Consider the following 25,739-nt stretch of genomic DNA (forward strand, 5'->3'; position numbering starts at 1 on the left):
CTTCGCCCCGCAAAATCAATCGGCTGCCATCCCTTGCGGCAGGTCAAGCCGCGGTGACGGGAACCATGCGAGCTGGTATAAGAATAATTCCAGCCGGAGGAAGAGTGATGGCGATCAAATACGGACGTCCGATCGAATTGCGCGAGGTTTCGCGCCGGGATAGCACGGCAGTGCCCCATGCCCTCGATCTGACCGTCCGTCCGCGCCGTAACCGCAAGGCCGAGTGGGCCCGGCGCATGGTGCGCGAGAACGTCCTCACCACCGACGATCTGATCTGGCCGCTGTTCCTGATCGACGGCCACAACAGGCGCGAGCAGGTCGCCTCGATGCCGGGTGTCGACCGCCTCAGCGTCGACCAGGCCGTGCGCGAGGCCGAGCGCGCGATGAAGCTGACCATCCCCTGCATCGCGCTGTTTCCCTACACCGACCCGTCCTTGCGCGACGAGGAAGGCTCGGAAGCCACCAACCCGGACAACCTGGTCTGCCAGGCGGTGCGCGCCATCAAGAAGGAGTTTCCGGAGATCGGCATCCTCTGCGACGTCGCGCTCGATCCCTTCACAAGCCACGGCCATGACGGCCTGATTTCCGACGGCAGGATCCTCAACGACGAGACGGTGGCCGTGCTGGTGCGCCAGGCGCTGGTGCAGGCCGAGGCCGGCTGCGACATCATCGCCCCCTCCGACATGATGGACGGTCGCGTCGCCGCGATCCGCGAGGGGCTGGATCGCTCAGGTCTGCTCGATGTGCAGATCATGGCCTATGCAGCCAAATATGCCTCCGCCTTCTACGGCCCGTTCCGCGACGCCATCGGCTCGGCCAAGGCGCTGACCGGCGACAAGCGCACCTATCAGATGGACAGCGCCAACACCGACGAGGCGCTGCGCGAGGTCGAACTCGATATCGCCGAAGGCGCCGACATGGTGATGGTGAAGCCCGGCATGCCCTATCTCGACGTGGTCCGCCGCGTGAAGGATACATTTGCGATGCCGACCTTCGCCTACCAGGTCTCCGGCGAATACGCGATGATCGTGGCCGCCGCGAACAACGGCTGGCTCGACGGCGAACGGGCCATGATGGAGAGCCTGCTCGCCTTCAAGCGCGCCGGCGCCGACGGCGTGCTGAGCTATTTCGCGCCGAAGGCAGCGGAGAAGCTGCGGACGCAGGGGTAGCCCCCACTGCATCTCCACTGTCGTCCCGCGTTTGCGAGGACGACATTGGGATGTCGCGCCCGCGCGTCTCTTCGACCACCAAGGCCCCGCCCCCGAATCGCCGGAATATTTCGGCTTGTTATTGCCCGCGCGCCCTTGGCAGCGGGATGGCCTGCTCCCATGTCGTGCATCGAGGGTTTTCATCGGCTTCCTCTCGAGAGGACGGACCAATGTCGTATGATACGGGCAGTTCAGGCGTCTGGCGCAATGACGGCGGGGTGCAACCGCACGCTTACGATCCCTACCTGCACCCGGAACTGTTCCGCGGCGTGGCGACGCGGCGAGTGTTCGCGTTCCTGATCGACATGGTCGTGATCTCGGTGCCCGTGATCCTCGGCTACGTCTTCATCGCATTGTTCGGCGTGGTCACCCTCGGCATCGGCTGGGCCCTGTTCTGGATCGCCTGGCCGGCCTCCGTCATCTGGGCCATCGTCTATTACGGCGCCTGCATCGGCGGTCCGTCGTCCGCGACGATCGGCATGCGGGTCATGGACCTGGAATTGCGCACCTGGTACGGCGCGCCCGGCTACTTCGTGCTCGGCGCCACCCATGCCGTGCTGTTCTGGGTGACGGTCTCGTTCCTGTCGCCCCTGGTGGTGCTGGTCGGCTTGTTCAACGGCCGCCGTCGCCTGCTGCACGATTTCGTGCTGGGCACGGTCGTGATCAACAATTCCGTGCGCGCCCCCGTGCCTCAGGCGGCAAGGCCGTACTGATCAAGAACCTATCAATCAGGACCGACTAAGCTGAGTGATCCGACCCGCCGAGCAGACCGATTGACCAGGGGCTTCCGTAGCGCGATGCTGATGCTCAGTTCGGAGGCCCACGACGTCCCTTGACCCAGCACTCGCGCGACACCCCCCAATTCTACCTCACGGCGCCCTCGCCATGCCCCTATTTGCCCGGCCGGCATGAGCGAAAGGTGTTCACGCACCTCGTCGGCGACCGCGCCGGCGACCTCAACGACCTCCTGACCCATGGCGGCTTCCGCCGCAGCCAGTCCATCGCCTACCGGCCGGCCTGCGACCAGTGCCGCGCCTGCGTCTCGGTCCGGGTGATCGCCAACGAGTTTCGGCCCTCCCGCAGCTTCCGGAAGGTGATGGTGCGCAACGCCGACATCATCGGCGAGCAGCGCAGCGCGGTGCCCACCTCCGAGCAATATTCGGTGTTCCGCGCCTATCTCGACGCCCGCCACCGCCACGGTGGCATGGCCGACATGACCGTGCTCGACTACGCCATGATGGTCGAGGACAGCCACGTCGAGACCCGCATCATCGAGTACCGCAAGCGCGGCCCCGACAGCGGCATCACCGGCCGCGGCGAGGAACTGATCGCGGTCGCCCTGACCGACGTGCTCAGCGATGGTCTGTCGATGGTCTATTCGTTCTTCGAGCCAAACCAGGTCGGCCGCTCGATGGGCACCTTCATGATCCTCGACCACATCGCGCGCGCCCGCCGGCAAGGCCTGCCTTACGTCTATCTCGGCTACTGGATCGAAGGCTCCAAGAAGATGGACTACAAGGCCCGCTTCCTGCCGCAGCAGCGCCTTGCACCCTCAGGCTGGCTGCGCATCGACGCGCAGGGCGACGTGGCGTCCGAGCCGCAGGATTGAAGGAGCGAATGGTGAGTGGCGAATAGCGAATAGGAGAAGCACGCTCCATTCGCTACTCGCTATTCGCCACTCACCCCACTCACCCGAACAGCGTATCGGCGAGCAGCTTCAGATTCAAAACGACGATGACGCCCGCGACGATCCACGCGATCGCGGCGACAGACATGGGTATCGCGAACTGCCCCATCTTGCGGCGGTCGGAGACGAAGCGCACCAAAGGGATGACGGCGAAAGGCAGCTGCATCGACAGCACGACCTGGCTGAACACCAGCAAATCCGCCGTGCCGCGCTCGCCATAGATCGCCGTGACGATGATCACGGGAATGATGGCGATGCCGCGCGTCAGCAGGCGGCGCGCCCAGTTCGGCAGGCGCAGGTCGAGGAAGCCTTCCATCACGATCTGGCCGGCGAGCGTCGCCGTCACCGTCGAGTTGAGGCCGGAGGCAAGCAGCGCCACCGCGAACAGCGTCGAGGCGATGCCGAGGCCGAGCAGCGGCGACAGCAGCTCGAAGGCCTGACCGATCTCGGCGACATCGGAATGGCCGCTCTTGTGGAAGGTCGCGGCAGCGACGACGAGGATGGCGGCGTTGATGAACAGCGCCAGCATCAGGGCGATGGTGGAGTCCGTCGTCGCCCATTTGATCGCCTCGCGCCGGCCCGTCTCGTTGCGCTCGTAGGCGCGCGTCTGCACGATCGAGGAGTGCAGATAGAGATTATGCGGCATCACGGTCGCGCCGATGATGCCGATCGCGATGTAGAGCATCTCCGGATTGGTGAAGATCTCGGTCTTCGGCAGGAAGCCGTGCAGGACCTCCGCCACCGGGGGGGCCGCAGCCACGATCTGGATCGCGAAGCAGACGGCGATCACCGCCAGCAGCGCGATGACGAAGGCTTCCAGGAAACGGAACCCGCGGTTCATCAGGAGCAGCAGCAGGAAGGCGTCGAGCGCGGCGAGCAATGCGCCGCCGATCAGTGGAATGCCGAACAGGAGTTTCAGCGCGATCGCGGTCCCGATCACCTCGGCGAGATCGCAGGCGATGATCGCCGCCTCGCAGGCGAGCCAGAGCAGGAAGTTCACCGCCGGTGAATAGGTGGCGCGGCAGGCCTGCGCGAGGTCGCGGTCGGTGACAATGCCGAGCCGGGCGGCTAGCGACTGCAGCAGGATCGCCATCAGGTTCGAGAGCAGGATGACGGACAGCAGCGTGTAGCCGAACTTCGACCCGCCGGCGAGATCGGTCGCCCAATTGCCGGGGTCCATGTAGCCGACCGAGACGAGGTAGCCCGGACCGACGAAGGCCAGCAGCCGCCGGGACCAGTGGCCCCGCGGGATCGCGACTGTGGAATTAACCTCGGCGAGGCTCTTGGTAGTGGGCGCGTCGGCACGCCAGGCGGTGGCGTCGGGAGTCAGGTCGGGTGATCGGGCATCCATACCGGCAGAATAACCAACTTTGTTCTTATTGCAACTCATTTGCAACTGCATCTAGCGGCACCGTTCCGGCGCGGACCGCGGGGGATTTTGCCTCTTGTCGGGAAGCGGGTGGGTCTGGTGGTCGTCGGGGGCGAACATTGGCGAAATTCGCCTTTGCAGGATATGAGCCATGTCAACGCCCCCCCGCCTCCCTGACACCTTCAATCGCCTCGCCTGGTCGAACCTCGCGGCGCAATCGGCCGAGCAGATTGCGCTCGCCGCTGCGCCCATCGTCGCGGTGTTGACGCTGGGGGTTGCCGAAGGTCAGACCGGCCTGCTCCAGACTGCGCTCACCTTGCCCTTCGTCCTGTTCGCCATTCCCGCCGGCGTCCTCGCGGACCGCATCTCCCGCCGCAGGCTGATGGCGGGCGCCGAGGCGTTGCGGGCCGCCGCGCTCGCCGCCATCGTGCTCCTGCTCGCGCTGGGGGCCCTCGACTTGCCGCTGCTGGCGCTGCTCGGCTTCGCTGCCGTGTGCGGCACCGTCGTCTACAGCGTCGCCGCGCCGGCGCTGGTGCCCTCGCTGGTGAGCTCGGAGCTGTTGCCGGCGGCGAATGCACGGATCGAGCTCGCGCGCACCATCGCCTTCGCCAGCGGCCCTGCGCTTGGCGGCGCGCTGGTGGGATGGTGGGGCGCCAGCCCGGCCTTCGGCTTTGCCGCGGCACTCTCGGCCATCGCCGTCGTGCTGCTCTCCGGCATTTACGAGCCCGCGCGCGGGCCGGCGCCGCGACGTCATCCGTTCCAGGAGATCCGCGAAGGCGCGGCCTTCGTGTTTCACCATCCGCTGCTGCGGCCGGTGTTCATCACCCAGTTCATTTTCAACACCGGCTGGTTTCTGCAGATCGCCGTGTTCGTGCCCTACGCCGTGCGCCATCTCGGCTTGACGGCGGCCGGTGTCGGCGCGGTGCTGACGATGTACGGTGTCGGCATGGTGATCGGTGCGCTCCTCGCCACGCGCGTGATGAAGCGCATTGCCTTCGGCACCGTCGTCGGACTCGGCCCCGTCACCGGCTTCGTCGCCGCATTGGTGATGGCGCTGACGGTGCTGCTGCCCTCGCCGTGGCTCGCGGCCTTGAGCTTCTTCCTGCTCGGCGTCGGTCCGATCCTGTGGGTGATCTCGACCACGACGCTGCGCCAGTCGGTGACGCCGCCGCGCCTCCTGGGACGCGTCTCCGCCATCAACATCATGAGCTATGGCGCCCGTCCGCTCGGCTCGGCGCTGGGCGCGATCGTCGGCGGCCTCTGGAGCGCGGAAGCGTGCCTCTATCTCGCCGCCGCCGTCTTCGGCCTGCAGGCGCTCGTGATCCTGCTGTCACCGGCGGTCGCGCTGGACCGGCAGCCGGACATGGTGGGGGACGAAGCTGCGGCGCAATGCTAGCCACGTCGTTGCGGGTTCAATTCGCCAGGTAGCGTTCGTAGCTCCCCGTCACCGGCTCGTTCGCGTCGACCTCCGGATCGAGCGTATAGAGATCCTGCGCGCGGCCGATGCCGCGTAGCGCGTAGCGGCCAGTGGAGACGAGATAGCGGCGGCCGGCGGCATCGAGGCCACTATAAAACTCGGATGAGGCCAGCAGCTCGCGGTCGACCGAGCGGCTCATCGAGGCGATGCGGCTGACCTCGTTGACGGTCGGGCCGACCACAGTGAAATCGAGCCGGTCCTCGCTGCCGATATTGCCGTAAAAGACCTCGCCGACATGCAGGCCGACATAAGCCGACGTGGTCGGACGGCCCTCCGCCACACGACGCTTGTTCAGCGCGGCGACATTCTTGCGGAACAGGTGCTCGGCCCGGAGCGCGGCCCGCCGCGCATCCGCCATATCCTCGCCCCAGAACATCGCCAGCACGCCGTCGCCGATCAGTTTCAGCACGTCGCCGCCGGCGTGGTGGATCGCGTCGATCACCGTCTGCGCATAGTCGTTGAGGAAGGGAATGATCTCGTCGGGGCCGATGCTCTCGCTGATCCCGGTCGAGCCACGCAGGTCCGAATACCACAGCACCGCGTTGATGCGCTCGGTGACGCCGCGGGAGATGCGCCCGCGCAAAACCTGTTCGGAGGCATCGCGGCCGAGATAGACCCGGCCGAGCGTGCGCACGATGTCGACCTGCTGTGCCGACTTGATCGCCAGACCCAGCACCGGCACCAGATCGCGCAGCGCCTCCAGCTCCAGTCCGGAGAAACCGCTCTCGCGGCGGGTGGTCCAGCAGGAATAGAGGCAATCCATCAGGCCGAGCGCGCCATTCTCGCCGAACCGATGCACGAAGGCGAGATAGTGCTTGTGGCCCTTTTCGGCGAGCTCGCCGATTTGAGAGAAATCCATCGACGGGGCCTCCGCGAGATCGATCACCATCTCGTCGTGGCCATTCTCGAGCATGTGGAAGAACACCGAGCGGCGCCAGCTCTTTGCCGCGTCGCCGTCGGCGGTCGAGCCGTATTCGAACGCATCGCTCTCGTTGCTGGGCCGGTCGCTCCAGCGGAAGCCCCTGCCCTCATAGATCGGATGCAGCGTGTCGATGACGACGAGCCCGCGCGACAGTTCCAGCCCCTCGGCGCAGCAGCGCTCGCAGAAGCCGCGGAGCAGCTCGTTCTCTGGCAGGCCCGTGAGCCCCTGGCCGGTCAGCCAGTTCATCAGCGCAAGGCGCGAGGTCAATTGCATGCGCCATTATGGCGTGCATTCGTGACGAGCGAAAGGCGCAGGCCCGGCGTGTGCACCAGGCTCCCGTCCCCTGCAGGTCGAATATGTCGCGGCGCCGGTTGACGCCCTCGCCACGCGAACGGCAAATATCGGCGATGATGACTTCGTCGGCCCAAATCGGAAGCCCGCGCGGATGACCCGGCGCCAGCTCCCGATCATCCTGGCGCTCGGTACCACGCAGACCCTGGCCTGGGCCTCGAGCTATTATGTGCCGGCGCTGCTCGCCGATCCCATGGCGCACGACCTCGGCGTCTCCTCCAACTGGATCTTCGGCGCGTTTTCGGCCGCGCTGGTGATCTCGGCCATGCTCGGCCCGCGCATCGGACGGCAGATCGATCTCGTCGGCGGCCGTCAGGTGCTGTCGGCCTCGAACCTGATCATCGCCGCCGGCCTCGTGCTCCTTGGGTTCTCGCAATCGATCGCGGTGATGGCGATCGCCTGGCTCGTGCTCGGCATCGGCATGGCGATGGGGCTCTACGACGCCGCATTCGCAGCGCTCGGTCGCATCTACGGCACCGAGGCACGCCGGCCCATCACCGGCATCACGCTGATGGCAGGCTTCGCCTCCACCGTCGGCTGGCCGCTCACGGCCTGGGGCATCGCCCATATCGGCTGGCGCGACACCTGTTTTGCGTGGGCCGCCGCCAACATCCTGATCGGACTGCCGCTCAATTTGTTCATGCTGCCGGCGATCAAGGGCGCGAAGCAGGCCGCGGCCACGGCCGAGAAGCCGCATTTGCCGCTCGACCGCACCATGATCCTGCTGGGCTTCATCTTCGCGGCGGTCTGGACCGTCACCGGCGCGATGGCCGCGCATTTCCCGCGCATCCTGGAGGCGACGGGGGCCACGCCTGCCGAAGCCATCGCGGCCGGTGCGCTGATCGGCCCGGCGCAAGTCGGGGCGCGCATGCTCGAAGCCGGCTTCCTCAGCCGCTTCCATCCGCTGTGGTCGACACGGCTCGCCTGCCTCACCCACCCCGTCGGAGCCGTGATCGTTGCGATCTTCGGCGGCGCGGCCGCGAGCGCATTCGCGCTGTTCCACGGCTCCGGCAACGGCATTTTGACGATCGCGCGCGGCACGCTGCCGCTGTCGATCTTCGGCCCGAAGGATTTCGGCTACCGTCTCGGCATCATCGGCGCCCCGGCAAGGATGGCGCAGGCGGTGGCGCCGCTCGCCTTCGGCCTGCTGATCGACCTCATGGGCGCCAAGGTACTGATCGTCTCGTCTGCGCTCAGCCTCTCGGCGCTTGCGGCGCTGTTCCTGATCCGCCCCGAGCGGCGGCCCGATTGACGGCGCAGCCGCTTTCGCGCACAAGCGGGCCATGAGCGACGACGCCGGCCCGCCCCGCACAATCAAAGGCCTCCTGCGCTGGGCGACCACGCCGCCGCAGGCGTGGGGCGTCTATTTCCTCGCCGTGCTCCTGGTATGGCTGCTCTCGTTCTATGCCGGAACGCTGAAGCCGAAGAAGACCCCGGACGCGAGCCCGCCGACGGCGACCGCGCCAAAAGGCTGATCCGCGGCCCGGCCATAAAGCCTCCGCGCCCGGTTGTCCGCTGATTTCCCGTAAAGCCCCGTCAATGCGGGCAGGTCTCGACCTCGACGGTGACATGGCTGAGGCCCTTCAGCCCCGCGAGCCGCCGCTTGTAGACGGCCGGATCCTTGGCCTTGTCCGACACCACCGAGAGCAGCACGGCACAATGGCCGGGGCCGACCTGCCAGAGATGGAGGTCGGTGACGCGATCGTCGCCGACCTCCATGCGGGCCCGGATCACCCGCTCCAGCTTCTCGTCGGCGCGCACGTCGAGCAGCACCGCACCCGATGACTTGATCAGGCCGAACGCCCAGCTCGCGATCACGACGCTGCCGATCAGCCCCACCGCCGGATCGGCCCAGACCCAGCCTGAATACATGGCGACGGCGAGCGCTGCGATCGCCAGCACCGAGGTCGCGGCATCGGTCATGACATGGACGTAGGCCGCGCGAAGGTTGTTGTCGTGGTGATGATGGTGATGGCCATGATGATCGTGGTCGCGGTCATGGTCGTCGTGGTCATGCGCATGGCCATGGTCGTGACCGTGCTCTTCGCGCACAGGTCACGGCGGATCGAGATCGCCCCAACCTCGCTTCTCGTCCGGAGGACTGGCTGGAGCATCGTGTACCGTTAAAGGTTGCCCGCCAGCAACCAGTCGCGCGAGTTGCGGCGCGGCGGCGCTGGTGCCGACGAGGCGAAACACGGCGCCGCTTCGATTGCCCCCGGCGCATACGCCCTGGAGAGCATACGACTCGTCGCAGAACAGCGCGTAGTCGGGACCGACTCGCAGTGGGTGGGGCCCGGGTCGTGCAGGGCCCGCCGACGAATAAGGCGACTTGCGCTTTGGCGCCGAAAGAATGTAGCCGCCGGCCACGTGCACACCCGCGACGCTATCCGTACCAATCCCGTTAAGGGTGCCCAGGCGAGAAACAAGCGATCCGCTCTTGTCGAACTCCCCACCGGCATACGTGCAGCCGGCCTCGGCCGCGCGGCCCGCCTCCCATCCGGCATCGACAAAATACGAGCGCTTGGCGCCGGTGCGCATGTTCATGTTCGGATCGGTACGTGCCACATAGGCATGAACCTCGTGGCCCGCCTCGATGCCCTCGACCTTGATCTTCCAATTCCCATGTTCGGGCACCATGCCGGCTCCGGCGATGGTGGGCTCGACCGCAATCAGCCACACCCTGTTGTCACCCCAGTCAACCGGGGCATACGCGCCGGTGTAGGGCGGAAGCGCGGGTACAGCCGGCGGCGGAGGTGGTGGGCCGGGGGGCGCAGGTCCGGTGGCCGACGAGGAGCTACGACCGCCGGGCGAGGTGAGCGTAACAATGACACTGTCCGTGTGGTTCGTCTTCATCCAGATTTCGGCAAAGCAGAGCACGGTGTTGTCGGGAGGAAGACGCCACGTCCATTCGACATGGTCGGGGTCTGCCATGGTCTGCCTCACGAAACGGACGTGCCCCTCGCCCAGATACGTGTTGCCGGCGGACAGAAAAATATCCAGCTTTGGATTTCCGGAAGTGCCGTCGTAATAGGTGACAAGCTCCCTCAGCTTGTCCTCAAGTTCCGAGGTGCCATCGTGAGATCCGGTCGTCGGTCCGTAGCTGACATTGATCACCACGTTCGTTATGCGGGAATCGACAAATGACATGATGTATTCGATCCCATCCGCGACGTAACCCTTCAGCCAAACGCCGGTCGCATCACGAAGGCAGCTCTCCGGAAACTGCACGAACACGATATCGGCTTCGCAAGCGGGATCTGTTAAGGGATGCCCGGGATTCCAACTCGGCGGATCGCGCCGCGCGATGCGTGCCGAGGGCGGAATGCGTCCTGCGAGGACGTCCATCACGTGTGCGCCATGCGAGCGTTGATGCTTAAGGGTCTTGAAACCCGCATCCGCGTAGCAGCTATCCTCGTCGATCGTGTTTACTCTCTTGTGCAACTGGATCCAGTCGTTCAGCCCAACTACGCCCGGTACGGACTCTCGAAAGAACTCGAGGCCGTAATTGAAATCGAACGGCTTCTCGCCGAAGACGTCGGGACCTACCGGGATCGGGGCTCTGGCTGGGTCCTCGTTCTGATCCCAAATGCCGCGCACGCGTGTGCCGGTTGCGACGCCCGCGGTCCATTTGACGAACTGAGCGGCGGCGAACGGACAGCCATCGTCGATCACGCCAACGAGGAGAGATGTCGGTGCTGCTGCGCTCGCGGACCTGACGCGCTGCGCGCCTTTTTCTATGGCCGTCGGCTTCAACGGAAGCGACAACTCGACCCGGGATACGTTGTCGTTCCACGCCCGGAAGCTTTCCGGCTTGATCGCTCTCTTGTAAGCCCGCATGGTCAGATGTCGCGAGTTCGGACTGGTCAGTCCGAATTCGGCGCCGAAGATGTCACGACTCATAGCTCTCACAAAATCACCGGCCAGCCCGGCGTGCTTGAGCTCCACGAACAGGAATAGCTTGGACTCCTGCTCGTCGAAAACTTCGAAGTTCTTGAACTCGCTCCTGATCGCGTACCGGAGATACGGGTCAAAGCATCTCGGCAATTCCTCGGCCATGGAATGCGCTCCACTTCGGTTGCAGGGACGTGTTTCCTACGGGAACCTCGTCGACACTTCGGAGTAGGCCTTGTCCCATAGCTCCTTCATCAGCAGAGACTGCGTGACGGTCCCTCCGGTGGTTTCCGAATAGAACTTGTTGGCATTGAGCGCCTGGTCAGCATGGAAGGGATTGAAGTCCGTGCTGGAGTTGCTGTTCGCGTAGCCCGCGTTGAACGTGCGGATCTTGGTTGCTGTGCTCCCCAGACAACGCCCGACGAAATACTCGCCCAGGGCGACGCCCAGCATCCGCCCTGCCATGCTGTCGACCGGAAAATGGACTCCGGCCACGACCCGGTTGGTTGCGATCCGTGCCGCCTGGCGCTCGAGCTGCTCGACGATCTGGGGGAATCCGGGTGTCGCCTTATGCAGGCTCAATAGCCGTTTCAGCACGTAGGCTACTGCATAGGCCTGCGTCGCATGTCCGCTCGGGAAGCTTCCGTGTCCCGGCGTCGTGATCATCGGCTGCACCTCGGCGTTGTATTCGACGGGCCGCCAGCACGCCAGCGCATGCTTGAAGCGCATTTCCACGTAAACGCAGAACTGCAGGACCATGTTGATGAGCTCGAACGTGCGTCTGGTCCTCTCGGGATGCAGATACACGACCGAAGACCAGAAGGCATGCTGTGGATCGATCTGCGCCATGATTTCCGTGGCGCGTTCGTTGCGCAGCTCGGCCCAACTCAGGACCATCGCAATCTGGTTTTTAAACGTCGACTCGCTCGGACGCCCTATCTCCGCGATCACGTATGAGGGCGACCGAACGAGGAATGCGTTTGGATCGGCGCCCGACACCTGAAGAGTGATGCCTTGCAGCATCTCCCCGACCGCTGTGTAGGCGCGCACCCACGGCTCCCAGCGGTCCAGTTGGGCGGGATCGTCGATCGTTGTCGGCAAGACCGGCGCGTAGAAGTAAAAGTATGGAGACGTCGAGATTTCGGGAACAACGATCGTCCCTTCGCGAGCGTGGATGAGTGCATCCACCATGATGGGATTGGCCCAGACGTCGCCGAGTGTGCCAAGTATCGCCCCTCCGGCCCCTCCAGCGCCGCCCGCTCCGCCTGCACCTCCTGCTCCCCCTGCGCCGCCGGCTCCGCCAGCACCACCTGCGCCGCCTGCTCCTCCCGCTCCGCCTAGTTGAGCCATTGCCTGCCTCCTTATGAAATAAGTCGGTATGAGTTCAGTCAGCCTGTCGTCGGTAAACCTGCGATCTCCAGGCAGCGGGCCCAGTGCCTGCCTGTTTCGAGCTGCGCATTCGGGAGGCGCCCGATGTATCGATCCACGGTCAACTGCGGCTCGAGCTCGCGCATCTTGCCCAACGCTTCGCGCGCCTCCGCTATCCGTCCCTGCGAAACGAGTGCGATGGTAAGGACCCGCCAGGTGGACGGATGCATGCGATTGAGAACGAGGGAGGAGCGCGCGAGCTTTTCCGCCTCGCCGTATCGATGTGCAGAAAGGAGAGCCGTAGCTCCGAGGGACTCGAAATAATAACGCTGCGGATCAAGCGGAGAGAGCTCCATCGCACGCCGCGTTGCTGCAACGGCCGCCTCGCCCTCGCCTTTGAAGGCGTTGACGGTGCCGCGGTAGAGCCAGCCCAGCGCGTGGCTGGGGTTGGCATCGACGGCCTGCTCGCACCGCTTTCGAGCGGTGTCCAGATCTCTCAACATGTGACAATAGACGAAACCTTCGGTCGCGAGCGCAAGCGCATCGGAGGGGTCGCGGTCGAGCGCCGCGCGAGTGGCGCTCAATGCCTCAGCGGCCTCGCGCTTGCGGTCCTCGGACCAGCCGCGCGTCATGCGCAGGATGTACCAGTTGGCGAGCCAGGCGCGTGGGGCAGCTATCCGGCCGTGGCGATCGATTAGTTCGTCCAGAGCCTTGCGCGTCTGGAGAAATTCATCCTTGTTCGATCGGTGCATCAGGCGAATGCTGCCAAGCAGCAGGGAATAGCTCTCCAGCGTCGGCAACGGCTGGGTCATGATATGCTCGACCTCGGCATCGAAGACCGACAGATGCACTGCAGCGGCGATGCGGTGCGCCAGTTCACTCTCCGGCTGCAGCAGGTCGCCGATACCCCCGCTCAGGCGGTCGGTCCAGACGACCTGGTTGGTTCGCGCCGCCGAGAGCTCCGCTGTCACCAGTATCCGGTCCGCAGCGAGCACGTAGCTGCCGCTGAGAATGTAGGTGGCACCGAGATGCGCCGATACTTCCGCGACATCGCTTACCCTGCCGCGGAATGTATCGGTCGACAGACGCGAGATCACCTTGAGGTTCGCCGATTTGGATAGGCGCCAGATCACGCTGTCCGCGATCAGGTTACCGATGTCGAGATGTTCCTCCGCGTCCTTGCGCGAGTCGAAAGGGATTACGGCGATCGTCGGTTCCATGGGAGTCCCATAGTCTCGCCGAGCGGCGAGGCTCGGGTGCGGACTCGCCGGACCAACGCGGTAGGCGCGAACCGGCTTGTCAAAGTGCTTGAGGATGCAGTCGCCCAGATCTTCGCAAAGCGCGTCCACACCGTGCGTCAGCTCGTCGCGTGCCGCAGCGCTGCCAATCGTCTCGCCCGGATTGGCAAGGCTGGCAAGAGCCGCCAATTTTTCATGCGCGGCCTCGCTGGCGATCGTTTCACCGGGACCGGCAAGGGTTGCGAGCCGGGCTGCAAGATTGATACCGGTGCCGTAGATGTCGATGCCGTCGCTCCACGCGGTGGAAGCGTTGATCCCTGCACGAAGCCGGAAGTGTTGATCTTCGGGACGCCCCGTGTTCTGAACAGCGATACTCCGGTGCATGTCGGCCGCGGCATTGACGGCGTCAGACACAGACTCGAAGCGGACCATCAGCCCGTCTCCGAGGCTTTTCACGAGGCCGCCGCGATAACGCGGCAGAATTTGGCCCGTGGCAAGTTGGACGAAGTCTGTCCACCGATGCACGGCGGACGCCTCATGCTCCCGCATCAGCCGCACAGACTCGACGAGATCGACCAAGAGGACCACTGTGTCCTGCTGCACGAGGCCCATGCTGGTCTCTCCGAACCCGGCCTCAGTTGACCGGGCTCTCAGGTGAATGGCCTCTCAAGGCCGGTGCTATTCCACTTACCTGATATTGACCGGGATCTTGCCCGGGGCAGTCGCGCATTCGGCGGATGCCCTCATAGAGCGCACCCAAATCCATACTGCGCATCCGGTCGCCCGGTTATGAACCAGATCACGCTCTGCGAAGGGCCCGGGCTGGTTGCATCCGCGGCAGCTATGCACAACTCAGAATAAATCACACAAATTACTTCTCTCTGCGAGAAGTCCCATTCATTCTCCGCTAATGCGGACACGTCTCCACCTCAACGGTGACATGGCTGAGGCCCTTCAACCCCGCGAGCCGCTGCTTGTAGACGGCCGGCTGCTTCGGCTTGTCCGACACCACCGAGAGCAGCACGGCACAATGGCCGGGGCCGACCTGCCAGAGATGGAGGTCGGTGACGCGATCGTCGCCGACCTCCATGCGGGCCCGGATCACCCGCTCCAGCTTCTCGTCGGCGCGCACGTCGAGCAGCACCGCACCCGATGACTTGATCAGGCCGAACGCCCAGCTCGCGATCACGACGCTGCCGATCAGCCCCACCGCCGGATCGGCCCAGACCCAGCCTGAATACATGGCGACGGCGAGCGCTGCGATCGCCAGCACCGAGGTCGCGGCATCGGTCATGACATGGACGTAGGCCGCGCGAAGGTTGTTGTCGTGGTGATGATGGTGATGGCCATGATGATCGTGGTCGCGGTCATGATCGTCGTGGTCATGCGCATGGCCATGGTCGTGACCGTGATGGTGATGATCGTGGCTATCGCGCAGCAGCCACACACTGGCGAGATTGACGCACAGGCCGAGGACAGCCACGGCCATGGCCTCGCCGTAGACGATCGGCACCGGCGTGATCAGCCGCAGCACGCTCTCATAGGCGATCTCGACTGCGATCAGGCCGAGGATGATCGCACTGGCAAAGCCGGCAAGATCCCCGAACTTGCCGGTGCCGAAGGTGAAGTGCGCATTCCCCAGGTGCCGGCGCGCGAAACGATAGGCGAAGGCGGCAATGCCGAGCGCCGCCGCGTGCGTACCCATGTGCCAGCCGTCGGCCAGCAGCGCCATCGAGCCGAACAGCGAGCCTGCCACGATCTCGCCGACCATCATGACCAGCGTCAGGACGACCACGAACCAGGTGCGGCGCTCGTTCTCGTCGTGCTTCTCGCCCAGGAACGCGTGGTCATGGGTCCATTGCTCGACGGAATGGGAATGCATCGAATTCTCCCGAAGATTCAGGTCTGTCGGCGCGCAATATAGACCGCGGGCACCAATTTTCTAAGGTCCAATCGTCCCGCGGATTGACAGTGCAACTTAGTTTCGCTGTAATCTACGCCATGGGGATTTGAGCGATCTCCCCACGAGGCGACAGGCCCAAGCATCGCGTCCCGTTCGTTTCTTGCGAGGACGCATCATGTCTACATTCACGACCATTTCGTCTGACAAAATGGCACGGCTGATCGGCACGGCGAACGCGCCTGCACTGATCGATGTGCGCACCGAGGAGGATTTTGCCGCCGACCCGCGGCTGATCCCCGGCTCCATCAAGCTCAGCCACGACAATGTGACGGACTGGGGCGGCGCCTTCGCCGGCCGCCGCGCCGTCGTCTCCTGCTTCCGCGGTGAGAAGCTCGCGCAAGGCGCCGCGGCCTGGCTGCGGCAGCTCGGCGTGCAAGCCGAAACGCTGGAGGGCGGCTTCGAGGGCTGGAAGGCGGCCAGGCTGCCGCTGGTCGATGCCCGCAAGCTGCCGCCACGCGATACCAAGGGGCGCACCGTCTGGGTCACGCGAGCGCGACCGAAGGTCGATCGCATCGCCTGCCCGTGGCTGATCCGCCGCTTCGTCGATCCCAATGCAGTGTTCCTCTATGTGGCGCCATCCGAGGTGGTCGCCGTCGGCGAACGCTTCGGCGCGGCCCCCTTCGACATCGAGAACGTGTTCTGGAGCCACCGTGGCGAGCTCTGCACCTTCGACGTGATGATCGAGGAATTCGGGATCGCAACGCCGGCCCTGCTTCGCCTCGCGACGCTGGTGCGCGGCGCCGACACCGCGCGGCCGGATCTGGCGCCGGAGGCACCGGGCCTGCTCGCGGCCTCGCTCGGGCTGTCCCGGATGTACGACGACGACCTCGAGCAGCTCGAGGCCGGCATGACGCTCTACGATGCCTTCTACCGCTGGTGCCGCGACGCCACCACCGAGACGCACAACTGGCCGACCAACAAGGTGAAGGCGTAATGGACACCCGTAACGTTCAAGCAGGGGCTGACGCCGGTCACGGCGTCAGCTTCAATGAGGCCTTTCGCGTCTGGCTCCGCGTCGCCTGCCTCAGCTTTGGCGGGCCCGCGGGCCAGATCGCGGTGATGCACCGCATCCTGGTCGAGGAGAAGAAGTGGATCTCCGAGGGCCGTTTCCTGCATGCACTGAACTACTGCATGCTGCTTCCGGGACCTGAGGCGCAGCAGCTCGCGACCTATGTCGGCTGGCTGATGCATCGCACCGCCGGCGGGCTGATGGCGGGCGGGCTGTTCATCCTGCCCGGCATCATCGCCATCATGGGCCTCAGCTACATCTATGCCGCATTCGGCAATGTCAGCGTCGTCGAGGCACTGTTCTTCGGCCTCAAGGCCGCCGTGCTCGCCATCGTCGTCGAGGCCGTTGTGCGCGTCGGCAAGCGCGCGCTGAAGAACCGCATCATGATCGCGCTCGCGGCCGCCGCCTTCGCCGCGATCTTCTTCTTCGCAGTCCCCTTCCCCATCATCATCATCGCCGCCGGCATCATCGGCTATGCCGGCGCGCGAGCTGGCCGTCCGGAGTTCGCGCCGGCCGGTCACGGCCATGGCGGCAGCGGCGCCGCGATCGACAGCATGCTCGGCGAGGCCGTGCCCGATCATGTCCGCCCCAACACGGCACGGACGATCCGCGTCGGCGCGCTATGGCTGGGGCTCTGGCTTGTTCCGGTGATCGCGCTGCTGTTGTTCGTCGGACAGGCCAATGTGTTCAGCCAGATTGCGCTGTTCTTCTCGAAGATGGCGCTGGTCACCTTCGGCGGCGCTTATGCGGTGCTGGCCTACGTCGCCCAGCAGGCGGTCGAGCATTATCACTGGCTGAAACCGCACGAGATGCTGGACGGCCTCGGCATGGCCGAGACCACGCCGGGCCCGCTGATCATGGTGCTCCAGTTCGTGGGCTTCATGGCGGCCTACCGCGATCCCAGCGGCCTGTCACCGTTGCTCGCGGCGACCTTCGGCGGACTGCTCGCGACCTGGGTCACCTTCACACCCTGCTTCCTCTGGATCTTCGTCGGCGCGCCCTATATCGAGCATCTGCGCGGCAACACGGGCCTTGCCGGCGCGCTCAGCGCGATCACCGCAGCCGTCGTCGGCGTGATCCTCAACCTCTCGATCTGGTTCGCGCTGCACACGCTGTTCCGCGAGACCGTGCCGGTGCACGCGTTCCCGCTGAACTTCGACATGCCCGTGCTGAGGAGCGTCGACATCCCCGCGTTCGTGCTGTCCATCGCGGCGGCGACCGCGATCTTTCGGTTCAAGCTGGGCATGCTGACGGTGCTCGCCGGCAGTTGCGCCGCAGGCGTGGCGCTGCGGCTGGCGGGAATCATCTAGGACGTATGGTGGCCACAAAGGCACGGTTCTCGGGAGAGCGCAGAGGACCAATCGTTGAAGCCTGATGTGCTTCTCTCCGGGAACCAGCATAAGGTGGCTGATCATCTGCGAACTGGAGGGCGAAGCTCCCCCGATCTTTCAATCGTGTAAGGCCGCCGCGAATCCGAGCGTCATTTTGATAACTTCGGACTTTCCATATCCTTGAGACAGATCAAGAGACCTCGATCTGGACTGAGGCATAAATTACCAGGGGCTGTCCAACCTCGGAGAGTATCATGCGAGTTGCACTCTTCTGGCCAACCATTGCCGTTGCATCGACTGCTGCGGCAGCAGCAGCCGCTGCTACCGAAAATCTCAAGGGGACTTACTCGCTGGTCGGTGCTCAAACCTGCTTGGTCGCACCGGCCGGGTTCAAGCAAGACAGCATGGGAAACTTCACAATCCCAATCGGCGAAACCAACCTCAGCCATCTCACCACCGAAGGTCAGGTCATCTACCATGGCGACGGGACCGGCGAGGCGAGACAGACGTTCGTGACCATCGTCCCGCCCCCCAATCCTTTGGGAGCGGCAGTAAGCGCGGGCACACTCTCTTACTCGTTCACTTACACAGCCGAGGGAGAGCACGCTTATCGTATGGCCCTCAAACCCGGCACCTTTCAGGGCAGGCTGAATGCGGGGCCAAATGCCGGCCAGCAATTCTCCATAGAGGGAGACAGCAGGCTGTTCCATGTCTCTGATGACAGAAAGAAGATTACGGTTGCGATAGACAAGCCATACGTTCAGAAGATCACCTTTTCCGGATCATCCCAGCCTGTTCAACGAGTATGCACGTCGATCAGCAATCAGTTGCTAATCGACGAATCCGCTACAGTGGGGAAGGTCAAGTGACCGAGTGGATTGCGATTGGCTAGAGTCCTCCCTCCGGTCGCAACATCGGCGCAAACTTGCTCGGATTTCGGAAGCTTGCGCCGATGATGATCAACCGGCGACTTCCGCTGTGCCCCGCGGAAGCTGCCGTTCATGAGTTCACGTCCTTAAGGCAAAAGCACGTCGCCAATGCCCGGTCGACCATTGGCGCGGTCGCGCGCAAAACAGCCGCACGCCCTGACCTCAAGCCTTATCAAGGCCCCGACAGTTCAAATATTCCGCTTTACCGAAATTCGGTTTTGTCGTACACACAAAACACCCTGGCCCGAGACAAGGGGCGGATCGCGATCGTCACGAACCGCGGGCCGGGCAGCGATGGACGCGACGGCGTCGGGCGTAACAGGCATTGCAGGGCGGCTTCGGCTGTGAGCAACTTGCCGTCGCGCATACGACACGGCGCTGACAGCGTCTTCGCATGGCTTCGGGCGTGAGCACACGCCAGCTCTCGAAGCGACATGCGAGGACGTGCGCGGACGGAGAAGTCGTGTGGTCCTGACGCCCGGGGTCTGTGCGTCAAGTCCTGCGGTGATGCCAGCGGCCCAACCGGGTCCGCACATCAGCCAGCCGCGGGGCGACGGGGGCAATAGTGCATCGCTCCCCGGGGAGAGCACGAAGGACACCGTTAAAACCATTCGCGCAGGGAAGGCCGGGCGGCCGGCGATACCTGTGGTCCACCCCGTGTGCATTTCTTGTGGCGCACGGATCTCGGGTGCCGGCCGGCGCCCGGCCTTCCCTGCGCCCTTGTCTTTCCGAGGGCGCTGAGAGAGGTAAAACTCGGGCGATACCCGCCGCGAGAATGCGATGCCATGTCTGCTGTTTGAGACGTGAATTGGAGAGCGATGGCTTCGCCACTTGCTCCGTCATTGCGGAGCGAAGCTTCGCCGCACTCGCAATCACGATGTGGAAGCGGCTCGCTGTCGTCGCCCGGCTTGACCGGGCGATTCAGTACTCTGAGACGGTTGCGATTGAGAAGAGAAGCCGCGGCGTACTGGAAGCCCCGGTCAAGCCGGGGCATGACACCATCGTTGTGGCTCTACCGCATCATCATTCGCGCAATCGCCTCCCCAATCACCACCGTCGTGAAGTGCGTATTGGCGCGGCAGTCCGACGGCATGATCGAGGCGTCGGCGACGCGCAGGCCGTTTATCCCTTTCACCGTGCCGTCAGGGTTGACCACGCCGTCGGCATCCCCAACGCCGCTCATGCGGCAGCTGCCGGCGGCATGCTGGATGTCGCCGGTCTCACGGCGCAGCAACGCCTCGAGCTCGTGATCCGGCAGGCTGGCTGCCTGCGGCAGTGTCAGGTCGGTGTCGGTCAGCCGGATCCAGTCGGCGATGCCCGAAAGTGCCGGCTGGGACGAGATCACCGCCAAGCGCTTCACCGCATCCATCATGCGCAGCATGTCGCGGGGATCGGCCAGCATGTTCTCCTCGACGACGGGATCGATCACGGGATCGGTCGAGGCCAGCTTGAGCGTTCCACGAGAATAGGCGTTGAACAACCCGGCGCCGATCCCCCCGGGCACGCCGATGCCGCGGTGGTTGAAGGCAATCAGGATCATGTCGCGCTTGCCGCCATTGGCGAGGCCCGAGGAATAGGTCACGCAGCAATTGGTGTGGCGGGTGTCCGGATCCGTGGGTCTGAGCTTCTCATGCAGCTGGATGGTCGCGCGAAACAGCGGGTGGTCGAAGAAGTGGCGGCCGACCGGCAGATCGCGCGTGACCGCGATCCCCATCGCCCTCAACTCCTCGGCCGGTCCGACGCCCGAGCGCAGCAGGATCGCCGGACTGTGAATGGCGCCGGCGCAGAGCACGATCTGGCGCGCGCTGATCTCGCCTGTGCCCTGCCCCTCGACATGAACGCGGACGCCGGTCGCGCGGCCGTCGCTGATCAGCACGCGATCGACCAGCGCATGCCCGCGGATCTCCAGGTTGGCGCGGCCGCGCGCGGGCTCGAGATAGCCCTCATTGGTGGTGATGCGGCGGCTGTCGCGGCTGTTGATGGGGTAGCAGGCAACGCCCTCGCCATCAGGGCCGTTGACATCGGCACACCAGGGGTAACCGCTCGCCAGCGCCGCGTCGCGCAAGCTGCGATCGATCGGGCCCCATGTCTCCGGCGGCGCGCGATAGACCGGCAGCGGCCCGCCGCGTCCGTGGCCCTCGGCATCGCCGAATTCCAGATCGTCCTCGATCACGGAGAACAGCGGCATCACCTCCTTCGCCGACCAGCCGGCGCAGCCATTGGCCGCCCATTCGTCGAAGGCATCCGCAACGCCGCGAATGGCGATCTGGCCGTTCATCATCGACGAGCCGCCGAGTCCCTTGCCGCGCCAATAGAAGCGCGGCTCCTGCCCCGCCACACGGCGCGTCAGAAGATCAGGCCATTGCCATTTCTCCTGGTATTCGCGCTTGTGGATGATCGGAATGGGATTGGGCGTCCGCACCTCCCAGGGCGCCTCGTCGGCGCGCCAGTCGCGCCCCGCTTCGAGCAGCAGGACGCGCCGTGCGGGATCCTCGGAGAGCCGTGCCGCAACAGCGGCGCCGGCGGACCCGCCGCCGACTACAATGACATCGTACATCGCGTTACTTCTCGACGTTCCAGAACACGGGGATGGCGGACGGTATCAGACCGCGCAAGGTCGCGCGATAGGCAGCCGGCTGGGCGAACTGGCCCCACGGAATTGCGGGCGCCTGATCGTACATGACGGCCTGGATCTCGCCGGCGATCTTCTTGCGGTCCTCCTCGGCCGGCGCCTTGGCGAAGGCTTCCATCAATGGCTTGATGCGCGCATCGCATTGCCAACCGGTGAAGTCGGCGCAGTTGAAGGCCACCATGACGTTGGTCAGCGGCGAGCCCAGGTCGAAGCCGCCGGCGTGAACGCCATAGACGCTCCAGCCTTCCTTCTTGGCACGGCGCGCCAGCACGCTGGCCCAATCCATCACCTGCAGATCGACGTTGAAGCCGGCCGCCTTCAGCCGCTCGGCGAGCACCTGCGCCGAGACACGCGGGGCTTCGAGATCGTTGGCCTCCATGACGACGACGGGCTCGCCGGCATATTTGGTCGCCTTCAGCGCGGCCTTCGCCGCTTCGATCGACGGCTTCGCCGCCGCTTCGGTGCCGGCCTTGCTTTCATAGGTTGTGCCGCAGGTGAAGAACGTCGCGCAAGGCGTGGCGTATTTGGCATCGAGCCCGAGCGCATCCAGCACTTCGCGCTGATCGACCAGTTTCCACAGCACGCGCCGGATCTCGGGATCGTCGAACGGTTTCGACGCGGCGTTGAGGCGATAGGCGCCCGCGAACATGTTGCCGCCCGTGAAATTGACCAGCTTCACGCGGGAGTTCTTCTCCAGCGTCGGCAGCAGATCGAACGGCGCGTATTGCATGAAGTCGACTTCGCCGGCCTGGAGCGCGGAGGCCGCGGTCGCACCGTCGGGAATGACGCGGATCTCGAGCGTGTCGACATTGACGCGCTTGCCGCCGGCGAGGAAGTCGGCAGGCTCGGGGCGCGGCACATAGTCGGCGAATTTCTTCAGGATCATGCGATCGCCGGTGCGGTGATCGGCCTTGCTGTAGACGAACGGGCCGGAGCCGATGATCTCGGTGATGCGCTGATCGCCGGGCGTCTTCGCGATGCGCTCGGGCATCATGAAGGCGACGGGGCTGACGGGATTGCCGAGCGCGTCGATGACGAGACCCGACGGCTCCTTCAGCGTCAGCACGAAGGTCTTGGCGTCGGTCGGCTCGAGCGATGCGGTGATCGCGAAGATGCGGCGGCCCAGCGCGCTGCGGGTGCCCCAGCGGCGCAGCGAGGCCACGCAATCGGCCGCCGTGACCGGCTGGCCATCATGCCACTTCAGGCCGTCGCGAAGGGTGAAACTGTAGGTCAGGCCGTCAGGCGAGACTTTCCAGTCCTGCACCATCTGCGGTTTGATGTCGCCCTTGGAGTCCTTCGCAAACAGCGTATCGAACACCATGTAGCCAAACGTGCGCGAAATATAGGCCGTGGAGAAATGCGGATCGAGGGTGACGATCTCCGCCTCGAGCACCGCGACGAGATTCCCCGCCGCATGCGCCGGCGCCGCCATCAGCGCGATGGCGAACAGCGCCGGAATGAAAGCCTTCAGTTTGAACATGGATGTGTTTTTGCCTTTTGACCAACCGTTTGCAGTCGCCAGCAAAAAGCAATGTTCGTGCCCATACGGCGGAGGCACGTATGCGCTCATGACTATCAGCCGCGCGTTTGCGCACCACACCGTCGGTGTCATCATCGCCCGGCTTGACCGGGCGATCCAGCATTCCAGAGACCATGCGATGATACGGAAAGGCCGCGGCGTACTGGATGCCCCGGTCAAGCCGGGGCACGACACCAATGGTGTGGCGACGGCCTGCGCGCCTACCCGATGCCCCGGCCGAACTTGTTCGACTTCGGGAATCCCTTCGGCGGCAGGCGGCCGGCGTCGGCGCGGGTGCCCTGCCATTCGGCGAGCTCCTTCATGGTCGCGGAGAATTCGCGACCGGCGGAGTCCTTCCAGGTCAGGCCGGCCTTGGCGTCGAACACGGCAATATCCGAAAGGCCGCCATCCTTGTACTTCTGCAAGCGAACGCCGCGGCCGCGGGCCATCTCCGGCACCTGGTCGAGCGGGAAGACCAGCATCTTGCGGTTCTCGCCGATCACCGCGACAGTGTCGCCGAGCACCTCGGTGATCGCGCGCGCCTCGTTCGGCATGTCGACGTTGAGGACCTGCTTGCCCTTCTTGGTGGTGCCGACGCAATCGTCCTCGTTGACGACGAAGCCCTGGCCCTCGTGGCTCGCGACCAGGAATTTGCGTCCGCCCTTGTGCACGAACAGCGCGACGGGCGCGGCTTCCTGCTCGAGGTCGATGAACAGGCGGATCGGCTCGCCGTGACCGCGGCCGCCCGGCAGCTTCGCGACGTCGAGCGAGTAGAACTTGCCGTTGGTCGCGAACAGCAGCAGCTTCGAGGTCGTCTCCGCGAAGAAGGCGAAGCCGAGCTTGTCGTCCTGCTTGAAGGCAAGGCCCGAGAGATCCTCGACATGGCCCTTCATGGTGCGGATCCAGCCCTTGTCGGAGACGACGACCGTCACCGGCTCGCGCTCGACGAAGGCCTCCTCGATCGCGGCGAGATCGTGCTCGGGCGCGTCGGCAAAGGTGGTGCGGCGCTTGCCGAGCGGCGTCTTCGGCCCGAACATGTCGCGGACCTTGCCGACCTGCTCACTGACCTTCTTCCACTGTTCGGCTTCGGAGGCGAGCACCGCGTTGATGCCCTTGAGCTCGTTGCGGAGATTCTTGTCCTCGGTGCGGATCTCCATCTCCTCAAGCTTGCGCAAGGAGCGCAGGCGCATGTTGAGAATGGCTTCGGCCTGCACCTCGGTGAGCTTGAAGGCCTTCATCAGCTCGGGCTTCGGCTCATCCTCGGTGCGGATGATCTTGATCACCTTGTCGATGTTCAGATAGGCGATCAGGAACCCGCCGAGGACTTCCAGCCGGTGCTCGATCTGCGCCTTGCGATAATTGCTGCGCCGGATCAGCACGTCGCGCAGATGGTCGAGCCATTCGCGCAAGCACTCGGCCAGGCCGACCACTTTTGGCACCTTGCCCTTGATCAGCACGTTGAGGTTCAGCGGGATCTTGTTTTCGAGCTCGGTCAGCCGAAACAGCGATTCCATCATCAGCGTGGGATCGACGTTCTTCGACTTGGGCTCGATGACGAGGCGGACGTCTTCGGCGGATTCGTCGCGGACCCCGCCAACCAACGGCAGCTTCTTCTGGTCGAGCAGCTCCGCGATCTTCTCGACCATCCGCGACTTCTGCACCAGGAACGGGATCTCGGTGACGACGACCACCCAGGTGCCGCGCGCGCCTTCTTCCTGCTGCCATCTCGCGCGGACGCGGAACGAGCCGCGGCCGGTCATGTAGGCTTCGGCGATGGCCTGCTTGGAATCGACGCAGATGCCTCCGGTCGGGAAATCCGGGCCCTTCACCCACTTCATCAACGCCCTGGATTTCGCATCGGGCTTCTCGATCAGATGCAGCGCGGCATCGCAAAGCTCGGCGGCGTTGTGCGGGGGAATCGACGTCGCCATGCCGACCGCGATGCCCTGCGCGCCGTTGGCGAGCAGGTTCGGGAAGCCGCCGGGCAGCACGACGGGCTCTTTCGACTGGCCGTCGTAATTGGCGCGAAACTCGACGCCGTCCTCGTCGATGCCCTCGAGCAGAAGCCGCGCGACATCGGTCATGCGCGCTTCGGTGTAGCGGTAGGCGGCGGGGTTATCGCCGTCGATGTTGCCGAAATTGCCCTGGCCGTCGACCAGCGGATAGCGCGAGGAGAAATCCTGCGCGAGGCGGACCATGGCGTCGTAGATCGCCTGGTCGCCATGCGGATGGAACGAGCCCATCACGTCGCCGACGATCTTTGCGGATTTCTTGAAGGCCGTGCCGGGGTCGAGCCTGAGCAGCCGCATGCCGTACAGGATGCGCCGGTGCACCGGCTTCAGGCCGTCGCGTGCGTCCGGCAGCGCGCGGTGCATGATGGTGGAGAGCGCATAGGCGAGATAGCGCTCTTCCAGCGCCTCGCGCAGCGGCACCTCATGGATTTCGGCCGGTTCTTCCGGCGGAACGATTCGTTTTCCCATGCCGCCCGGTTAAACCGTGGAAGCGAATCGGGCAAGGATCGAATGGTTCCCTGGGGGCGGCCTACTGGCCTGCCCAGCCGGCCGTGAATGTCTGGGTTTTGGCCTGACCAGGCGTTTGGGCGGGTGCCGGCGCATTGCTTACGCAACGGCGGGCAACCGCGATCTCAGCCTCGGTCGCGCCATGGGCCCGTGCCCATGTCTCTGCGGCGGCAGCGGAATATTTCGCCACATAATACCGGACGACCGTGCAGGATGCCCGGCGAAACAAGCCAGGTTGCGGCTCCCCGGCCGTTGCATCAGGCACAAACGTAAGTAGCGCCGCGGACACGGCGAATCCCCTGATCAACATTTAGGCTGTCCCCGTT

General features: G+C 64.8%; 19 protein-coding genes and 1 pseudogene. 10 read left to right on the forward strand and 10 right to left on the reverse strand.

What is annotated here, in order from left to right:
* The first annotated feature begins 107 nt into the window (after positions 1 to 107).
* The 3 genes from hemB to ACSHT2_RS05305 all read left to right on the forward strand — a co-directional run bounded on the left by hemB (position 108) and on the right by ACSHT2_RS05305 (position 2,817).
* A complete protein-coding gene (hemB, locus tag ACSHT2_RS05295) occupies positions 108 to 1,169 on the forward strand; it encodes a porphobilinogen synthase (protein WP_440640672.1) in 1,062 nt (353 codons plus the stop codon).
* Positions 1,170 to 1,378: 209 nt separating this feature from the next.
* Complete coding sequence (locus ACSHT2_RS05300) at positions 1,379 to 1,921, forward strand: RDD family protein (RefSeq protein WP_440640673.1); 543 nt, start codon at positions 1,379 to 1,381, stop codon at positions 1,919 to 1,921.
* A 119-nt stretch (positions 1,922 to 2,040) separates the two neighbouring features.
* The gene (locus ACSHT2_RS05305; RefSeq protein ID WP_440640674.1) at positions 2,041 to 2,817 is read left to right on the forward strand and encodes an arginyltransferase; all 777 of its coding nucleotides are present in this window, start codon (positions 2,041 to 2,043) and stop codon (positions 2,815 to 2,817) included.
* Positions 2,818 to 2,896: 79 nt separating this feature from the next.
* Here the strand turns inward: ACSHT2_RS05305 and ACSHT2_RS05310 are convergent, their stop codons facing one another.
* On the reverse strand, positions 2,897 to 4,246 hold the full coding sequence (locus tag ACSHT2_RS05310; protein ID WP_440640675.1) for an Nramp family divalent metal transporter: 1,350 nt from the start codon (positions 4,244 to 4,246) through the stop codon (positions 2,897 to 2,899).
* Between the two features lie 169 nt (positions 4,247 to 4,415).
* On the opposite strand from ACSHT2_RS05310, the gene ACSHT2_RS05315 reads away from it, so the two are divergent.
* Positions 4,416 to 5,660, forward strand: coding sequence for an MFS transporter (locus tag ACSHT2_RS05315; protein ID WP_440640676.1), 1,245 nt, complete (start codon positions 4,416 to 4,418; stop codon positions 5,658 to 5,660).
* Between the two features lie 16 nt (positions 5,661 to 5,676).
* On the opposite strand, the gene ACSHT2_RS05320 is transcribed toward ACSHT2_RS05315, so the two are convergent.
* Positions 5,677 to 6,936, reverse strand: a complete 1,260-nt coding sequence (locus tag ACSHT2_RS05320) for an adenylate/guanylate cyclase domain-containing protein (protein WP_440640677.1) — start codon at positions 6,934 to 6,936, stop codon at positions 5,677 to 5,679.
* Between the two features lie 172 nt (positions 6,937 to 7,108).
* Here ACSHT2_RS05320 and ACSHT2_RS05325 point away from each other — a divergent pair, with 172 nt between their 5' ends.
* Positions 7,109 to 8,266 carry an MFS transporter gene (locus ACSHT2_RS05325; RefSeq protein ID WP_440640678.1) on the forward strand — a complete coding sequence of 386 codons (1,158 nt, stop codon included), beginning with the start codon at positions 7,109 to 7,111 and terminating at the stop codon, positions 8,264 to 8,266.
* A gap of 31 nt (positions 8,267 to 8,297) precedes the next feature.
* A complete protein-coding gene (locus ACSHT2_RS05330) occupies positions 8,298 to 8,489 on the forward strand; it encodes a hypothetical protein (RefSeq protein WP_440640679.1) in 192 nt (63 codons plus the stop codon).
* Between the two features lie 61 nt (positions 8,490 to 8,550).
* Here the strand turns inward: ACSHT2_RS05330 and ACSHT2_RS05335 are convergent.
* The 5 genes and pseudogenes from ACSHT2_RS05335 to dmeF all read right to left on the reverse strand — a co-directional run.
* Positions 8,551 to 9,054: pseudogene (locus ACSHT2_RS05335) on the reverse strand (cation diffusion facilitator family transporter); the annotation flags it as partial.
* 15 nt (positions 9,055 to 9,069) lie between these two features.
* Positions 9,070 to 11,070 (reverse strand): hypothetical protein, encoded by a 2,001-nt coding sequence (locus ACSHT2_RS05340; protein ID WP_440640680.1) that lies wholly within the window; start codon positions 11,068 to 11,070, stop codon positions 9,070 to 9,072.
* A gap of 36 nt (positions 11,071 to 11,106) precedes the next feature.
* Positions 11,107 to 12,096, reverse strand: coding sequence for a phosphatase PAP2 family protein (locus tag ACSHT2_RS05345; protein ID WP_440640681.1), 990 nt, complete (start codon positions 12,094 to 12,096; stop codon positions 11,107 to 11,109).
* Between the two features lie 197 nt (positions 12,097 to 12,293).
* Positions 12,294 to 14,123 carry an adenylate/guanylate cyclase domain-containing protein gene (locus ACSHT2_RS05350; protein WP_440640682.1) on the reverse strand — a complete coding sequence of 610 codons (1,830 nt, stop codon included), beginning with the start codon at positions 14,121 to 14,123 and terminating at the stop codon, positions 12,294 to 12,296.
* Positions 14,124 to 14,418: 295 nt separating this feature from the next.
* Positions 14,419 to 15,393, reverse strand: a complete 975-nt coding sequence (gene dmeF / locus ACSHT2_RS05355) for a CDF family Co(II)/Ni(II) efflux transporter DmeF (RefSeq protein ID WP_440640683.1) — start codon at positions 15,391 to 15,393, stop codon at positions 14,419 to 14,421.
* A gap of 196 nt (positions 15,394 to 15,589) precedes the next feature.
* On the opposite strand from dmeF, the gene ACSHT2_RS05360 reads away from it, so the two are divergent.
* The 4 genes from ACSHT2_RS05360 (at position 15,590) to ACSHT2_RS05375 (ending at position 19,153) form a co-directional block, all read left to right on the forward strand.
* A complete protein-coding gene (locus ACSHT2_RS05360) occupies positions 15,590 to 16,408 on the forward strand; it encodes a chromate resistance protein ChrB domain-containing protein (RefSeq protein WP_440640684.1) in 819 nt (272 codons plus the stop codon).
* Positions 16,408 to 17,793, forward strand: a complete 1,386-nt coding sequence (chrA, locus tag ACSHT2_RS05365; RefSeq protein WP_440640685.1) for a chromate efflux transporter — start codon at positions 16,408 to 16,410, stop codon at positions 17,791 to 17,793. Before ACSHT2_RS05360 ends, chrA begins: the two co-directional genes overlap by 1 nt.
* A 275-nt stretch (positions 17,794 to 18,068) precedes the next feature.
* The gene (locus ACSHT2_RS05370) at positions 18,069 to 18,683 is read left to right on the forward strand and encodes a hypothetical protein (RefSeq protein WP_440640686.1); all 615 of its coding nucleotides are present in this window, start codon (positions 18,069 to 18,071) and stop codon (positions 18,681 to 18,683) included.
* 83 nt (positions 18,684 to 18,766) lie between these two features.
* Complete coding sequence (locus tag ACSHT2_RS05375) at positions 18,767 to 19,153, forward strand: hypothetical protein (RefSeq protein ID WP_440640687.1); 387 nt, start codon at positions 18,767 to 18,769, stop codon at positions 19,151 to 19,153.
* 602 nt (positions 19,154 to 19,755) lie between these two features.
* Here ACSHT2_RS05375 and ACSHT2_RS05380 read toward each other — a convergent pair.
* From ACSHT2_RS05380 to parC, 3 genes are all read right to left on the reverse strand, one after another.
* Positions 19,756 to 21,300, reverse strand: coding sequence for a GMC family oxidoreductase (locus ACSHT2_RS05380; protein ID WP_440640688.1), 1,545 nt, complete (start codon positions 21,298 to 21,300; stop codon positions 19,756 to 19,758).
* Between the two features lie 4 nt (positions 21,301 to 21,304).
* Positions 21,305 to 22,855 (reverse strand): ABC transporter substrate-binding protein, encoded by a 1,551-nt coding sequence (locus ACSHT2_RS05385; RefSeq protein ID WP_440640689.1) that lies wholly within the window; start codon positions 22,853 to 22,855, stop codon positions 21,305 to 21,307.
* A 260-nt stretch (positions 22,856 to 23,115) separates the two neighbouring features.
* Positions 23,116 to 25,374: a DNA topoisomerase IV subunit A gene (gene parC, locus ACSHT2_RS05390; RefSeq protein ID WP_440640690.1), complete on the reverse strand. Its 2,259-nt coding sequence runs from the start codon at positions 25,372 to 25,374 to the stop codon at positions 23,116 to 23,118.
* Positions 25,375 to 25,739 lie beyond the last annotated feature (365 nt).

Source organism: Bradyrhizobium sp. PUT101 (assembly GCF_052043945.1).
Lineage (GTDB): Bacteria > Pseudomonadota > Alphaproteobacteria > Rhizobiales > Xanthobacteraceae > Bradyrhizobium.

Excerpts from the sequence above, each read along its gene's own strand:
- ACSHT2_RS05320 (WP_440640677.1), bottom strand. The coding sequence starts at position 6,936 with ATGCAATTGACCTCGCGCCTTGCGCTGATGAACTGGCTGACCGGCCAG.
- ACSHT2_RS05385 (WP_440640689.1), bottom strand. The coding sequence starts at position 22,855 with ATGTTCAAACTGAAGGCTTTCATTCCGGCGCTGTTCGCCATCGCGCTG.
- ACSHT2_RS05330 (WP_440640679.1), top strand. The coding sequence starts at position 8,298 with ATGAGCGACGACGCCGGCCCGCCCCGCACAATCAAAGGCCTCCTGCGC.
- ACSHT2_RS05315 (WP_440640676.1), top strand. The coding sequence starts at position 4,416 with ATGTCAACGCCCCCCCGCCTCCCTGACACCTTCAATCGCCTCGCCTGG.
- ACSHT2_RS05310 (WP_440640675.1), bottom strand. The coding sequence starts at position 4,246 with ATGGATGCCCGATCACCCGACCTGACTCCCGACGCCACCGCCTGGCGT.
- ACSHT2_RS05360 (WP_440640684.1), top strand. The coding sequence starts at position 15,590 with ATGTCTACATTCACGACCATTTCGTCTGACAAAATGGCACGGCTGATC.
- ACSHT2_RS05375 (WP_440640687.1), top strand. The coding sequence starts at position 18,767 with ATGATGATCAACCGGCGACTTCCGCTGTGCCCCGCGGAAGCTGCCGTT.
- parC (WP_440640690.1), bottom strand. The coding sequence starts at position 25,374 with ATGGGAAAACGAATCGTTCCGCCGGAAGAACCGGCCGAAATCCATGAG.
- ACSHT2_RS05325 (WP_440640678.1), top strand. The coding sequence starts at position 7,109 with ATGACCCGGCGCCAGCTCCCGATCATCCTGGCGCTCGGTACCACGCAG.
- chrA (WP_440640685.1), top strand. The coding sequence starts at position 16,408 with ATGGACACCCGTAACGTTCAAGCAGGGGCTGACGCCGGTCACGGCGTC.
- ACSHT2_RS05380 (WP_440640688.1), bottom strand. The coding sequence starts at position 21,300 with ATGTACGATGTCATTGTAGTCGGCGGCGGGTCCGCCGGCGCCGCTGTT.
- ACSHT2_RS05340 (WP_440640680.1), bottom strand. The coding sequence starts at position 11,070 with ATGGCCGAGGAATTGCCGAGATGCTTTGACCCGTATCTCCGGTACGCG.
- ACSHT2_RS05300 (WP_440640673.1), top strand. The coding sequence starts at position 1,379 with ATGTCGTATGATACGGGCAGTTCAGGCGTCTGGCGCAATGACGGCGGG.
- dmeF (WP_440640683.1), bottom strand. The coding sequence starts at position 15,393 with ATGCATTCCCATTCCGTCGAGCAATGGACCCATGACCACGCGTTCCTG.
- ACSHT2_RS05345 (WP_440640681.1), bottom strand. The coding sequence starts at position 12,096 with ATGGTGGATGCACTCATCCACGCTCGCGAAGGGACGATCGTTGTTCCC.
- ACSHT2_RS05370 (WP_440640686.1), top strand. The coding sequence starts at position 18,069 with ATGCGAGTTGCACTCTTCTGGCCAACCATTGCCGTTGCATCGACTGCT.
- ACSHT2_RS05350 (WP_440640682.1), bottom strand. The coding sequence starts at position 14,123 with ATGGGCCTCGTGCAGCAGGACACAGTGGTCCTCTTGGTCGATCTCGTC.
- hemB (WP_440640672.1), top strand. The coding sequence starts at position 108 with ATGGCGATCAAATACGGACGTCCGATCGAATTGCGCGAGGTTTCGCGC.